Annotated in this window: 11 protein-coding genes; 3 read left to right on the top strand and 8 right to left on the bottom strand. The window is 56.2% G+C overall.

What is annotated here, in order from left to right:
• Positions 1 to 132 precede the first annotated feature (132 nt).
• Entirely contained in the window at positions 133 to 1,365 is a 1,233-nt protein-coding gene (locus ABFI50_RS20560) for a VWA domain-containing protein (RefSeq protein WP_347484953.1), read from the top strand.
• A 196-nt stretch (positions 1,366 to 1,561) separates the two neighbouring features.
• Here the strand turns inward: ABFI50_RS20560 and ABFI50_RS20555 are convergent, their stop codons facing one another.
• Positions 1,562 to 2,134, bottom strand: coding sequence for a flavin reductase family protein (locus tag ABFI50_RS20555; RefSeq protein ID WP_023330480.1), 573 nt, complete (start codon positions 2,132 to 2,134; stop codon positions 1,562 to 1,564).
• Between the two features lie 107 nt (positions 2,135 to 2,241).
• Here ABFI50_RS20555 and nhoA point away from each other — a divergent pair, with 107 nt between their 5' ends.
• Complete coding sequence (gene nhoA / locus ABFI50_RS20550) at positions 2,242 to 3,087, top strand: N-hydroxyarylamine O-acetyltransferase (protein ID WP_045133987.1); 846 nt, start codon at positions 2,242 to 2,244, stop codon at positions 3,085 to 3,087.
• Between the two features lie 348 nt (positions 3,088 to 3,435).
• On the opposite strand, the gene narI is transcribed toward nhoA, so the two are convergent.
• From narI to ABFI50_RS20520, 6 genes are all read right to left on the bottom strand, one after another.
• On the bottom strand, positions 3,436 to 4,116 hold the full coding sequence (gene narI / locus ABFI50_RS20545; RefSeq protein ID WP_014883923.1) for a respiratory nitrate reductase subunit gamma: 681 nt from the start codon (positions 4,114 to 4,116) through the stop codon (positions 3,436 to 3,438).
• Positions 4,113 to 4,808 (bottom strand): nitrate reductase molybdenum cofactor assembly chaperone, encoded by a 696-nt coding sequence (gene narW / locus ABFI50_RS20540; RefSeq protein WP_347484951.1) that lies wholly within the window; start codon positions 4,806 to 4,808, stop codon positions 4,113 to 4,115. Before narW ends, narI begins: the two co-directional genes overlap by 4 nt.
• Positions 4,808 to 6,352 (bottom strand): nitrate reductase subunit beta, encoded by a 1,545-nt coding sequence (gene narH, locus ABFI50_RS20535; protein WP_032636429.1) that lies wholly within the window; start codon positions 6,350 to 6,352, stop codon positions 4,808 to 4,810. The genes narW and narH overlap by 1 nt, the downstream gene beginning before the upstream one ends.
• Positions 6,349 to 10,089: a nitrate reductase subunit alpha gene (locus ABFI50_RS20530; RefSeq protein WP_347484949.1), complete on the bottom strand. Its 3,741-nt coding sequence runs from the start codon at positions 10,087 to 10,089 to the stop codon at positions 6,349 to 6,351. Before ABFI50_RS20530 ends, narH begins: the two co-directional genes overlap by 4 nt.
• A gap of 67 nt (positions 10,090 to 10,156) precedes the next feature.
• Positions 10,157 to 11,542, bottom strand: a complete 1,386-nt coding sequence (locus tag ABFI50_RS20525) for a NarK family nitrate/nitrite MFS transporter (RefSeq protein WP_347484947.1) — start codon at positions 11,540 to 11,542, stop codon at positions 10,157 to 10,159.
• A gap of 209 nt (positions 11,543 to 11,751) precedes the next feature.
• Positions 11,752 to 12,327: a TetR family transcriptional regulator gene (locus ABFI50_RS20520; protein ID WP_047027029.1), complete on the bottom strand. Its 576-nt coding sequence runs from the start codon at positions 12,325 to 12,327 to the stop codon at positions 11,752 to 11,754.
• 116 nt (positions 12,328 to 12,443) lie between these two features.
• Here ABFI50_RS20520 and ABFI50_RS20515 point away from each other — a divergent pair, with 116 nt between their 5' ends.
• Positions 12,444 to 13,931 (top strand): MFS transporter, encoded by a 1,488-nt coding sequence (locus ABFI50_RS20515; RefSeq protein WP_347484945.1) that lies wholly within the window; start codon positions 12,444 to 12,446, stop codon positions 13,929 to 13,931.
• A gap of 34 nt (positions 13,932 to 13,965) precedes the next feature.
• Here the strand turns inward: ABFI50_RS20515 and ABFI50_RS20510 are convergent, their stop codons facing one another.
• Positions 13,966 to 14,406 carry a GFA family protein gene (locus ABFI50_RS20510; protein ID WP_014883916.1) on the bottom strand — a complete coding sequence of 147 codons (441 nt, stop codon included), beginning with the start codon at positions 14,404 to 14,406 and terminating at the stop codon, positions 13,966 to 13,968.
• Positions 14,407 to 14,441 lie beyond the last annotated feature (35 nt).

Raw genomic sequence — 14,441 nt, 5'->3', positions numbered from 1 at the left:
GAAACTTCAACGTGATGAAATATGGTGTCACACCATATTACGCCTCACCGAATATCCAGCGTCCTGAACTAAGCCTAGGGAACATATATAAACGCTGCGCTTTAAAATTAATCAAAAATCAGGAGAGTTAATATGAATCTACAATCCGGACAAAACATACCCCTTCAGCAATCTGCGATCAGGCTGAATCTTCAGTACCCAGCCAAATCCGGCTTTAAAGGCGAACCCGATACTTGCCTGTTCTTGCTTAATGCTCAGGGAAAGGTCAGTGGCGATTCTGACTTTATCTTTTATAATAATTTGTCTTCTCCTGAGGGGGCAGTCAAGCTCGTTACCGGTTCGCAGCAGTCCAGCATTGAGATAGCACTGGATCGTGTTCCGGCGAACGTCAGTAAAATTGCAATCACCGTTGTCATTGATGGTGAAGATACCATCAGTGGGCTCAGTTTATTGGGCATTCAGGCTCCTGGTATCGCTGACTTTCAGGCTGAGACTCAGGGCCGCAGTGAGAAAGCAATCATCCTGGGTGAAGTATATCGGCACAATGGCGCCTGGAAGCTTCGTGCGCTCGGGCAGGGTTTCAACGGTGGACTTGAGCCTCTGGCCATTAGCTATGGCGTTGATGTCGCACAGCCAGCTCCGCAGCCAGCTCGTATCAGTCTGGAAAAGAAACTGGAAACCAGATCTCCGCGCCTTGTAAGCCTCGCTAAAAAAGCCTCGGTCAGTCTCACTAAAAATAAACTGGACACCCTTGAGGCAGCGGTTGCATTTGTACTTGACGCATCCGGCTCGATGAGTGGCCAGTTCAGTAAGGGTAACGTTCAGTCTGTGCTGGACCGCATCGCCGTTCTTGCCGCCCAGTTCGACGACGACGGTGAAATGGATGTCTGGGGATTTGGAGAGAAGCATAAGAAGTATCCAAACGTCACTCTGGACAATCTGGACACGTATATTCAGTCCATTCGAGGGGCTGGTAAGCGTTCATCCTGGGAGAACCTGCCGGGCCTTGGGGGGACAAACAACGAGCCTCCTGTGATGGAAGAAATAGTCGACTACTTTAAGGACTCGAAAATCCCGGTATATGTTGTATTTATTACCGATGGCGGGATCAGCAAGACCCGGGCGATTAAAGATGCAATCCGGCGTTCTGCCAACTACCCCATCTTCTGGAAATTTGTCGGCCTGGGTGGTTCAAGCTACGGTATCCTCAAAAATCTGGATGACTTTACTGACCGCCGGGTTGATAACACTCACTTCTTTGCCATGGACGATTTCGGTTCTATTAGCGATGAAAAGTTATATGATAATTTACTGAAAGAATTCAGACCGTGGATTGATGAAATTAAAAGATTAGGTATTGTTTAGTCTTCTACCGGTTGGGATTGATAAAATAGCTCTACAGAAATCATCTACTGTAGAGCTTAAAGAAATAGACAGCTATTATTGCTAAATAATTCGTACAGGAAAAGTTAAGCCAAGACTTACCAAATAATTTACATTATTACAGTAAGGATAAATGTCACAGAAATAGTGATAATTCAGTTGAAGAGAATCAGTAAAATCAATCCAGAGCCTTCACCATCTTCCCGCTCGTCACAAACGTCCCGGCCCCAAGATGATGCAGCGTATTCAGTTTATCCCCGTCAAACTGCCAGCGTCCGGCGACGAACGCGCGCTCATCTGCTGCCGCCGAAACCACTTCGCCAAACAATGTGTCATATTTTTCCGCCGCGGAGGTAACGGGTAATAACCGGCACTCCATCCACGCCAGACATTTTTCTTCGATAACCGGCAGGCCGAGTTCAGGGCCGTTTACGACCGGAATGCCGTAGCAGTTGAATTTGTCCTCGTCGCGCCCGCTGACGCTGCCGACCGCGTAAGTCCAGTTGGCCGCCGCTACGCCGGGAATGACAATCCCAAACTTCCCGCTGCGCTCAATCAGCTCGCGCGACCAGGTACTTTTGTCCACCACGATAGCGATGCGCGGCGGTTCAAACTCCACGGGCATTGACCATGCGGCGGCCATCACGTTGCGTCTGTCGAGAGATTCGTCCCGACTGGTAATCAGTACGGTAGGACCGTGGTTCAGCAGGCGGCTGGCATGACGCAATTCAACAGGGCGAAAGTGGCTCATAGGATCTCCTCATCTACACGATGAGTATGGCGAAAAAGCACGTAAATCAAAATGAATGCGCAAAATTAGTTTATAAACAGAACATCACCCTCAAAGGAAACTGATGCATGTCCCCATTTCTGACTGGCTATTTCGCGCGTATCGGCTGGACGCAACCCACACGGGTAGATATCGATACCCTGCGCGCGCTGCATTTACACCACAACTGCGCCATTCCATTCGAAAATATTGATGTCGTCCTGCCGCGCGAAATTCATCTTGAAGATCAATGTCTGGAGGACAAACTGGTGACCGCGCGCCGTGGGGGATATTGCTTTGAGCAAAACGGCCTGTTTGAGCGAGTCTTGCGTGACGTCGGGTTTACGGTGCGCAGCGTTCTCGGGCGCGTGGTCCTGGCGAATCCGTCGCAGATGCCGCCGCGTACGCACCGCCTGCTGCTGGTCGAGCTTAACGGTGAACGCTGGATTGCTGACGTTGGGTTTGGCGGCCAGACGCTGACGGCGCCGATTCGTCTGCTGGCTAACGAAGAACAGGAAACGCCGCACGGGCAGTATCGTCTGCTGAGCGAGGGGAACGACTGGGTGCTGCAGTTCCGCCATCATGAACACTGGCAGTCGATGTATCACTTTGACCTGACGACGCAATATTTCAGTGATTATGTGATGGGGAACTTCTGGTCGGCGCACTGGCCGCAATCGCATTTCCGCCATCATCTGTTGATGTGCCGCCATCTGCCGGACGGCGGCAAGCTGACGCTGACCAACTTCAACTTCACCCACTGGCAGAATGGCCATGTGGAGGAGCAGATCCATTTGCCGGATGCAGAGGCGCTGTATCAGCTGATGCAGGCGCGCTTTGGGCTGGGCGTTGACGATCCGAAACACGGTTTTTCACTGGCAGAGCTGACGGCGGTGATGGCGGGGTTTGATACGCATCCGCAGGCCGGAAAATAGGGGATAGCGTACCGTGCACGCGGAGGCCCTCTACCAAGGGCTGAGGGATCCCCACAAAATAATACCCGCACAGACGACCCCCTCTCCCTTGAGGGAGAGGGTTGGGGTGAGGGGGAACATACGGCTCTGGCGGTCATTCCGTTCACTTTATGTTCCTTGCTACTCTGTAACGACATGACCGGTGAACGTGCCAGGGCATCGCTGTAAGGCATTCATAATCCTGATGTCACATAAATCGCTTCAGGTTAAAAAATTATTGGGGATTCGTCAGCCCACAGGGAGAAGGCGCAAACATAAAAAACGGCAATGAAGATTGCCGTTTTACGTTTACCTCGCCACCCGACACACTCAGCGGCGCGATCTCACCACCTGATACCGCCGGGTAAAATACTCAAACGGCGCGCTCCAGACGTGGACCAGGCGGGTGAACGGGAAGATAAGGAAGATCGTCATTCCCAGCACCAGATGTACGCGGAAGATCGGTGCCACGCCGCTTAACATCTCCGACGAGCCGCCCTTAAACGTCACGATCCCCTGTGCCCAGCCGACCAGCTTCATCATCTCGCTTCCGTCCGGATACTGAGCGGAGAACGGAATGGTCGACAGCCCAAGAATGCACTGGATCAGCAGGATACTCATGATGATGATATCCGGCGTGGTGGACGTTGCACGCACGCGCTGGTTGAACAGGCGGCGGATCAGCAGCATTGACCCACCGATGAGTGTCAGCACGCCGCAAATCCCGCCCGCAATCATGGCCAACTGCTGTTTAACCGCGACGGGCAAAAACCAGGCATACATCCAGTGCGGGGTTAACATGCCGAACAGGTGGCCGAAGAAAATCCCCAGGATCCCGATGTGAAACAGGTTAGAGGCCCAGTTCATACCGCGTTTGCTGAGCATCTGGCTCGACGAGGCGCGCCAGGTGTACTGCCCGTAGTCGTAACGCAGCCAGCTGCCGAGGAAAAAAACGGTGGCGCAGATGTAGGGGTAAATGTCATAGAAAAACACGTTCAGGTAATGTGTCATTTTGGGCCTCCGGCACTGACGTCCACGTACTGCGGCGCGACGTCCTGGCTAAAGCGTCGTTGATAGTGCTGCATCGGCGAGCTGTCGCACGATGTGGCGTTGTCTTCGATAAACTTCACCTGTTCCTCTTCCCACACGGCATCCAGCGCCTGACGGGTGTCGTCGCGTTTCTCGCCTGACACCTGTTGAGTGACACTGTCACTTGAAAGGCGGCTTCCGGCCAGGGCGAGCAGGCCGTCAAACAGCTGATAATGCGCCACGCCGCGCTGTTTCAGACGACCGCCAACCAGGGCGAGGATTGGCGCGACGTTCTGCAATCCCTCACGCGCTTCGTCGTCGGTTACGATGCTGAGATATTCCAGATAGAGCGGCAGGTAATCCGGTAGTTCACGGCAGTCCAGCACCAGGCCCGCTTTTTCATACTGACTCATCAGGTCAACCATCGCCTGGCCGCGATCGCGGGATTCGGCGTGAACGTGCTCGAACAGCAGCAGCGAAGTCGCGCGCCCGCGTTCGAACACTTCACACCACTCGGCCTGTTTATCCAGCAGCGGGGCGCTCAGGTGCTGTCGGGCAAACGGCAGCAGCATGGGCGCGTCCTGAGCAATCAACGAGAGCGCTTCATCACGGTTCTCCCACAGCGTGTCATCGGGATACTCAATCAGCAGCGCGACGATCTTGAGGATCTGCATTATTCTCCCTCCCCATGTTCGCGCACCTCGGTAATGTTGATGGCATCGATGCGGCTGCTGTTGAAGAGGTTGAATTTGGTGTCGGAGCCGTGGCAACCGTCACCAAAGGTGAAGCCGCAGCCGTTTTTCTCCGGGAACGCGTCGCGCGCCATTTCACGGTGGCTGGTGGGGATCACGAAGCGGTCTTCGTAATTCGCAATAGCCAGATAGCGGTACATCTCCTCAACCTGCGCTTCGGTCAGCCCGACTTCTTCGATGGCGCGAGTATCGGTCACGCCTTCCACGGTCTGGGAGCGTTTGTAGTGGCGCATCGCCATCATGCGTTTCAGAGCTCGCAGCACCGGGCCTGGGTCACCTGCGCTAAGCATATTTGCCAGATACTGCACCGGGATGCGCAGGCTTTCGACAGCAGGCAGTACGCCATCACTCTGCGGCAGGCCGCCGGCATCCGCGTAGGACTGAATCGGTGACAGCGGTGGCACGTACCAGACCATCGGCAGGGTGCGGTATTCCGGGTGCAGCGGCAGGGCGAGCTTCCAGTCCATCGCCATTTTATAAACAGGCGATTTTTGCGCTGCCTCAATGACGTTCGCCGGAATGCCCTGTTTCAGCGCTTCTTCGATGACCGCCGGATCGTGCGGGTTCAGGAACACGTCGCACTGACGTTCGTACAGATCGGTTTCGTGCTCGGTGCTGGCCGCTTCTTCAATGCGGTCCGCGTCGTACAGCAGCACGCCGAGATAGCGAATACGCCCGACGCAGGTTTCTGAGCAAACGGTCGGCTGGCCGGACTCAATGCGCGGGTAGCAGAAGATGCATTTCTCGGATTTACCGCTCTTCCAGTTGAAGTAGATTTTCTTGTACGGACAACCGCTGATGCACAAACGCCAGCCGCGGCACTTGTCCTGGTCAATCAGCACAATGCCGTCCTCTTCGCGCTTGTAGATGGCACCGCTCGGGCAGGTGGCGACGCAGCTCGGGTTCAGACAGTGCTCGCACAGGCGCGGCAGGTACATCATGAAGGTATTTTCAAACTGGCCGTACATCTCCTTCTGGATCTTCTGAAAGTTGCGGTCGCGGGCGCGCTTTTCGAACTCACCGCCCAGCAGCTCCTCCCAGTTAGGCCCCCAAACGATTTTATCCATCCGCTTGCCGTCAATCAGCGAGCGAGGGCGAGCGGTAGGGAGATGATCCCCCTCCGGGGCGCGATGCAGGTCCTGATAATCAAAGGTGAAGGGTTCATAGTAATCGTCAATTTGCGGCAGAACAGGGTTAGCGAAAATTTTCGACAGAACGCCCATTTTGCCGCCGAGACGCGGGGTCAGTTTGCCGTGGATCCCGCGGATCCAGCCGCCTTGCCACTCATCCTGGTCTTCCCAGTTTTTTGGATAGCCAATGCCCGGCTTGGTTTCGACGTTGTTGAACCACGCATATTCCATGCCTTCACGCCCGGTCCAGACGTTCTTACAGGTGACCGAGCAGGTGTGGCAGCCGATGCATTTATCGAGATTCAGAACCATGCCAACCTGTGAGCGTATTTTCATTTTTTCGTCTCCTGTACCTGATCCCGACCTTCGCCATCCAGCCAGTTAATGTTTTTCATTTTGCGGATCATGATGAATTCGTCGCGGTTCGAGCCGACGGTGCCGTAATAGTTAAAGCTGTACGCCAGCTGCGCATAGCCGCCGATCATGTGCGTCGGTTTCGGGCAGACGCGGGTGACGGAGTTGTGGATCCCCCCGCGCCGGCCGGTCACTTCAGAGCCCGGAATGTTTAGAATGCGCTCCTGAGCGTGGTACATCATGGTCATGCCCGGCGGCACGCGCTGGCTGACTACCGCGCGGGCGGTGAGGGCGCCGTTAGCGTTAAAGGCTTCGATCCAGTCGTTGTCCTCAATGCCCAGCTCACGCGCGTCGGTTTCGCTTATCCAGACAATCGGCCCGCCGCGCGATAGGGTCTGCATCAGGAGGTTTTCGCTGTAGGTGGAGTGAATGCCCCATTTCTGATGCGGCGTCAGGAAGTTAAGCGCTTTTTCCGGGAAGCCGTTCGGCGGGATCTCGCGCATATGGCTCACGCTACGGGTATCAATCGGCGGACGGTAGGCCACCAGACTCTCCCCGAAAGCACGCATCCACGAGTGATCCTGATACAACTGCTGACGACCGGAAAGGGTGCGCCAGGGGATTAGCTCATGAACGTTGGTATAACCCGCGTTATAGGAGACATGCTCGCTCTCAAGACCGGACCAGGTTGGGCTGGAGATGATTTTGCGCGGCTGCGCCTGGATGTCGCGGAAGCGAATTTTCTCGTCTTCTTTGTTCAGCGCCAGATGCGTGTGGTCACGTCCGGTCAACTCCCCAAGCGCTTGCCAGGCCTTAACCGCCACCTGACCGTTGGTTTCCGGCGCGAGGGCGAGGATCACCTCTGAAGCGTCAATGGCGGTTTCAATCCGCGGACGACCTTTTGCCGGGCCGTCGGGCTTGACGTAATTGAGCTTGCCGAGGAAATCGACCTCGTTCTGGGTATTCCACGATATGCCTTTTCCGCCGTTACCGAGCTTGTCCATCAGGGGGCCAAGTGACGTAAAGCGCTCGTAAGTTTCCGGGTAGTTTCGCTCAACGACCGCAATGTGTGGCGCGGTTTTGCCTGGGATCAAATCGCATTCACCTTTGCGCCAGTCCTGGATATCAAACGGCTGAGAGAGTTCCGCCGGAGAGTCGTGCTGCAACGGTTGCAGAACCACGTCGGTTTCGGTGCCCAGGTGACCGACGCACACCTCGGAGAAGACCCTGGCGATGCCTTTGTAGATCTCCCAGTCGCTGCGCGATTCCCACGCCGGATCGACGGCGGCGGAGAGCGGGTGAATAAACGGGTGCATGTCCGAGGTATTCATATCGTCTTTTTCGTACCAGGTGGCAGTCGGCAGGACGATATCGGAGAACAGACAGGTGCTGGACATGCGGAAGTCGAGCGTCACCAGCAGATCGAGCTTGCCCTCGATGGCAGCGGTTTGCCATTCGACCTCTTCAGGCTTCACGTCGTCTGTGGAACCCAAATCTTCACCCTGAATGCCGCTCTCGGTGCCGAGCAGGTATTTCAGCATGTACTCGTGACCTTTCCCGGACGAGCCAAGAAGGTTAGAGCGCCAGACAAACAGGTTACGCGGGTGGTTCTTGCCGTTATCGGGTTGCTCGCAGGCGAAGCGAACGTCACCCGATTTTAGCCCCTGAACGGTGTAGTCCTGCGGCGTCATGCCCGCCGCATCGGCACGTGCCTTAATGTGCAACGGGTTCAGGTTGAGCTGCGGCGCCGAGGGCAACCAGCCCATGCGCTCGGCGCGAACGTTGAAGTCGATCAGGTGCCCGGTAAATTGGGTGGCATCCGCCAGCGGGGAGAGGAGCTCCTGCGCGGTCAGCTTCTCATAGCGCCACTGGCTGGCGTGGTTGTAAAAGAATGACGTGCTGTTCATCTGACGTGGCGGGCGGTTCCAGTCCAGCGCAAAGGCCAGCGGCAGCCAGCCGGTTTGCGGACGCAGTTTCTCCTGGCCCACATAGTGCGACCAGCCGCCACCGCTCTGCCCGACGCAGCCGCAGAAGACCAGCATGTTGATCATCCCGCGGTAGTTCATGTCCATGTGGTACCAGTGATTCACCCCGGCACCGAGGATAATCATCGACCGCCCGTGCGTTTTGTGCGCCGTGTCGGCAAACTCGCGGGCGATTTTTTCAATCAGATACGCGGGTACGCCGGTGATCTGCTCTCCCCAGGCGGGAGTGTAGGCTTTGATCTGGTCATAGCTGTCTGCGGCGTTACTGTCCTGCAGACCACGATCGAGGCCGTAGTTCGCCAGCACCAGATCGTAAACGCTGACTACCCGTTTCTCGCGACCGTCGGCGAGCGTCAGGGTTTTGCTCGGTACGCGGCGCGTCAGCACCGGCTCCTGCTTCACGCTGCGAAAATGCGGGTTCTCATTACCGCCAAAGTAGGGGAAGGCGACATCTGCGACGCTATCGTGCGTAATCAGCAGGGAGAGGGTCAGCTCGCTTTCATGGCCTGCCGCCCGGGGCTCCAGGTTCCATTTGCCTTTTTCTCCCCAGCGGAAGCCGATGGAACCGTTTGGCACCACCAGGTTCCCGGCAATATCAAAGGCGACCGTTTTCCATTCAGGATTATTGGCTTCACCCAGCCCGTCGACAAGGTCTGAGGCCCGCAGCATCCGCCCCGGTACGACGCGACCATCGGACTGTTCGTCCAGCAGGACCAGCATCGGCATGTCGGTGTAGCGGCGGCAGTAGTTGAGGAAGTAGTCGCTCGGGTTATCGAGGTGGAACTCTTTAAGGATCACATGGCCCATTGCCATGGCGAGGGCGCTGTCGGTGCCCTGTTTAGGCGCCAGCCACTGGTCGCTCAGCTTCGCGACTTCCGAGAAGTCCGGCGTAATGGCGACGGTTTTGGTGCCTTTGTAGCGCACCTCAGTGAAAAAGTGGGCGTCCGGGGTACGCGTCTGCGGCACGTTCGAGCCCCAGGCAATGATGTAGCTGGAGTTATACCAGTCTGCTGACTCCGGCACATCAGTCTGCTCCCCCCAGGTCATTGGGGAGGCCGGAGGCAGATCGCAGTACCAGTCGTAAAAGCTCAGGCAGGTGCCGCCCAGCAGCGAGAGATAGCGGGTCCCGGCGGCGTAAGAGACCATCGACATCGCCGGGATAGGGGAAAAACCGGCGACGCGATCGGGGCCATAATTTTTGATGGTCCAGACGTTGGCGGCGGCAATCAGCTGGTTCAGTTCTTTCCAGTTTGAGCGGATAAAACCGCCTTTTCCGCGCGCTTTCCTGTAGCTCTGCGCTTTCTGCGGATCGTTCTGAATGGCATCCCAGGCCAGCACCGGATCGGTATGCTGCGCCAGCGCTTCTCGCCAGAGTTCAATTAACCTGCGGCGCACCAGCGGGTATTTGAGACGGTTGGCGCTGTAGAGATACCAGGAATAGCTTGCGCCACGCGGGCAGCCGCGCGGTTCGTGGTTGGGCAGGTCAGGGCGGGTGCGTGGATAGTCGGTTTGCTGGGTTTCCCAGGTCACCAGGCCATTTTTGACATAAATCTTCCAGCTACAGGAGCCGGTACAGTTCACGCCGTGGGTGGAGCGCACAATCTTGTCGAACTGCCAGCGCTGACGATAGCTGTCCTCCCAGTCGCGGTTGGTGTGATACACCTGCCCGTGGCCATCGGCGAAACTGTCGCCTTTTGTTTTGAAGTAACGAAAGCGGTCCAACAGTTTGCTCATGACATTTCTCCTGCTTCGATAGCATGGCCGGAGGGGGGTGCATCCCGCTCCGGCAAAGAGGTCGTTATTATTTTTGTGACGATTTGCGGCCGTACACCAGCCAGGTGATAAGGACACAGACGATGTAAAACACGAGGAACACTTTCATGGCCCCGACCGGCGATCCGGTCATCGCCAGCGAGGTGCCAAACGCTTTGGGAATGAAGAAGCCGCCCACGGCGCCGATGGCAGAGATAAAGCCCAGCGCGGCCGCTGTTTCGGTCACCGCTTCATGCTGCGCCTGCTCGTCCGTGCCGCCCTGCTTTTTGACGCGGTCGAGGGTAATTTGGCGGAAAATAATCGCGATCATCTGGAAGGTGGAGCCGCTGCCCAGTCCGGCAGTGAGGAACAGCCCCATAAACACCAGATAGAAGGCGAAGAAACTGCCTGAACCCGAGCCCGGAAGCGTCAGGAAAATCAGGGCGCTAAAAATCGCCATAAAGACGAAGTTGATCAGCGTCACCCGCACGCCGCCCAGTTTGTCGGAGATCATCCCGCCCGCCGAGCGTGCCAGCGCCCCGATCAGGGGACCAAAGAAGGCAAGGTGCAGGATGTTCACGTCCGGAAACTGGGTTTTCGACAGCATGGCAAAGCCCGCCGAGAAACCGATAAACGAGCCGAAGGTCGCCAGATAGAGCAGGCTTAGCAGCCAGAGGTGAAAGCGTTTCAGGACCGGAAGCTGGCTGGCGATGGAGGCCTTTGAGCTGGCAATATCGTTCATGCCAAAAAACGCCGCAATGGTTGCCAGCAGCAGGAGGGGAACCCAGATCCAGGCCGCGTTTGCCAGCCACATCGTCGAGCCATCCTCCTGTGGCACGCCGTGCACCCCGAGGAAGGTGAACATCGGGAGGAAAATGACCAGCGGCGCAACCAGCTGCATCACGCTGACGCCCAGGTTGCCCAGCCCGCCGTTGATGCCCAGCGCGCTGCCCTGTCTGGATTTCGGGAAGAAAAAGCTGATGTTGCCCATGCTCGATGCGAAGTTAGCGCCAGCAAAACCGCAGAGCAGGGCGATGATGATAAAGATCCAGTACGGCGTCGCGGGGTTTTGAATGGCAATTCCCAGCCACACGCAGGGGATAATCAGGATGACGGTACTCAATACCGTCCAGTAACGCCCACCGAATATCGGTACCATAAACGAGTAGGGGACGCGCAATATCGCACCGGAGAGAGAAGGTAATGCTGTTAGCATAAAAAGCTGATCGGTGGTGAAATTAAATCCGACTTTATTCAGGTTGACGGCGATGGCGCTAAATAACATCCAGACGCAAAACGCTAATAGCAGGCAAGCCACAGAAATCCATAGATTTCTTCGTGCGATATGTTTTCCTTTATTCTCCCAGAATTGCGCGTTTTCAGGTTTCCAGTTACTCAACAGATGGGGATTATTCTTTTCACTTTGTTGCGACATAGCGCCCTCTTGCTTACCTTAATGGAAAGAAAAAAGAAGTAAAAACAAAAAGATGAGTGAGAATTTGCTGTTGGATTTATTGGATGTTTTGGGATACATCTGAAAGGATAGATAAAAAAGCGCGCTCCTGAGGTGAGAATGGAAATTGCGGAGCGCTTAATATGTTACCAATTGTAAGTGTTGCGGGAATTAATACTCCGGAAGGAGTATTAACACAATTCCAGCGTGATAAGTTTGTCGAGATGTTTATTTAGCGCCGCATCGTCCATTTCCGGCATATTTAATACGGTGATCCCATCCAGGCCGCAAACCAGCCCTATCAAACGCCAGGCAATATTTTCCGCCCGATCGGTGAGTGTGAATGCCCTTGCTTCCGCCCCGGCACGGATAATAACCACCGTCTCGTGATGCCACATCTCCATGGTCAGGACATAAGCCGCTTTGATCTCGGGATCCCGGCTGGCGAGAATTTGCGCTTCCCGCCACAGTCGGATATAAGGCTCAAACTTACCGTCGTCGCTGCCGAGCATGCTGTGCAACCGTTCCCGCCAGGTGGCACGTTCATCCGCTACGTCGGCATCTAATAGTTCGCGGATCAGGCGAACGAATGCCAGCGATTTCAACTCACCGCCGGAGGCAAAGTGGTGATGAACCTGCCCGGTAGCGACGCCCGCTTCAGTCGCAATGCGGCGCACCGTCATCGCCGCCAGCCCCTCGGCGAGCGCCACGCGCATGGCGGCTTGTAAGATTGCTTCCCGCCGTTCATCCTTGCTCAGATATCGCATGTTTACTCACTCTCAATGGGAATGAAACGAGTGTAACAAAAAGCTGGACACTCGTTCAACTTTACGTAGGATCGCATCCTGGACATGTGTCCATGTTTAAAATGAAAAGGAAATTTATGTTTCGTCAGTGGTTAGCGTTAGTGATTATCGTGCTGGTTTATATCCCGGTCGCGATCGACGCGACGGTGCTGCACGTGGCGGCGCCGACATTGAGCATGACGCTGGGCGCCAGCGGTAACGAATTACTGTGGATTATCGACATCTACTCGCTGGTGATGGCGGGTATGGTGCTGCCGATGGGCGCGCTCGGTGACCGCATAGGGTTTAAACGATTGTTAATGATCGGCAGCATGCTGTTTGGGGTGTCGTCCCTGGCGGCAGCCTTTGCGCCGTCAGCCGGGTGGCTGATTGCGGCGCGCGCCTCGCTTGCAATCGGTGCGGCGATGATCATTCCGGCCACGCTGGCCGGGATCCGCACGCTGTTTACCGACGCGCGGGATCGTAATATCGCGCTTGGTGTCTGGGCGGCCGTGGGTTCAGGTGGGGCGGCATTTGGTCCGCTGATTGGCGGTATCCTGCTTGAGCATTTCTACTGGGGATCGGTGTTTTTAATCAACGTCCCGATCGTGCTGGTGGTGGTGTCGCTGGCCGCGCGTTTTGTACCCCGTCAACAGGGGCGTCCTGAGCAGCCGCTGAATATCAGCCATGCCATCATGCTGATTGTGGCGATCCTGCTGCTGGTCTACAGCGCCAAAACCGCGTTGAAAGGCGTGCTGTCGCCGTGGCTGGTAGCCTGTACGTTACTTACCGGGGCTGTGATGCTGTTGATTTTCGTGCGTATTCAACTGCGCGCCCGCGTGCCAATGATCGACATGGGCCTGTTTTGTCACCGCATCATTCTCAGCGGTGTGGTGATGGCGATGACGGCGATGATCGCGCTGGTGGGATTTGAGCTGCTGATGGCGCAGGAATTGCAATTCGTTCACGGCTTTACGCCATTCGAAGCGGGCATGTTTATGCTTCCGGTCATGGTGGCGAGCGGGTTTAGCGGGCCGATCGCCGGAGTACTGGTGGGGCGTCTGGGGCTACGCATTGTCGCTGCGGGTGGCATGGGGCTCAGCGCGGTCAGTTTCATTGGCCTCTCGATGCTCGATTTCAGCACGCAGCAGTGGCAGGCGTGGAGCCTGATGGTGCTGTTGGGCTTCAGCGCCGCCAGCGCGCTGCTGGCCTCGACCTCTGCAATCATGGCCGCCGCGCCGAAAGAAAAGGCCGCCGCTGCCGGGGCGATTGAAACCATGTCTTATGAACTGGGGGCCGGGCTTGGGATCGCTATCTTTGGTCTGCTGCTGACCCGCAGTTTCTCTGCGTCGATTGATTTGCCGCAGGGGCTGAATACGTCTCTCGTCGACAAAGCCTCGTCATCCATCGGCGAGGCGATGAAGGTGGCGCAGGATCTCACGCCAGCACTGGCGGCTTCGGTGACGGAGGCGGCGAAAAGTGCGTTTATTACCTCCCACAGCGTGGCGCTGGGGAGTGCGGGGGGCATGCTGTTGCTGCTGGCGGCAGGAATGTGGTTTAGCCTGGCGAAGGTGCCAAAGCAGTAAACAAGCCTGGTGCGCAGGCTGGCCGGGCAGCAGTTTAGGGCGTTAGCAGGCAGTGTTCATCTCGTGCTTCAATTTCCGAACCGCTGTAGCGTGCGTATTGCCCGGTCAGGCCAAAAAACGCGGGTTGGGTTTCAGTATAGATTTCTGCTGCAAGTACCAGCCGACGTCGTTCATCTTCGCTCATCTCAAGCAGCGTCCAGGGAATAAAATAGCGCGCCGTTGCGGTCAGTTTGAACCACAGCGGGCAGCCGCAGCCTGGACAAAACCAGCGTTCTCCCCGTGCGGATGAGGCGAAATGAGACGGAGCAATGGAATCTTGCTCCACAAGGGGCTCGCCCTGCGTCTCAAGATACATGGCAATGCCGCCTGACCACTTCTGGCATTGCGTACAGTGACAGGCATATACATCAAAATGGTTGAGGCTCACGCTGAACTGACTCATTCCGCATAAGCAGCGTCCTTTGAACAGGTGCATGGCGTTCTCCTTTTTGACGCCAGAAATTCGTATAA

The sequence above is a fragment of the Enterobacter sp. HNDS-6 genome (assembly GCF_039850505.1).
In the GTDB taxonomy this organism is placed as follows: Bacteria; Pseudomonadota; Gammaproteobacteria; order Enterobacterales; family Enterobacteriaceae; genus Enterobacter; species Enterobacter kobei.
The sequence above is the reverse complement of the archived record's forward strand: the minus strand, read 5'-3'. Positions and strand labels throughout refer to the sequence as shown.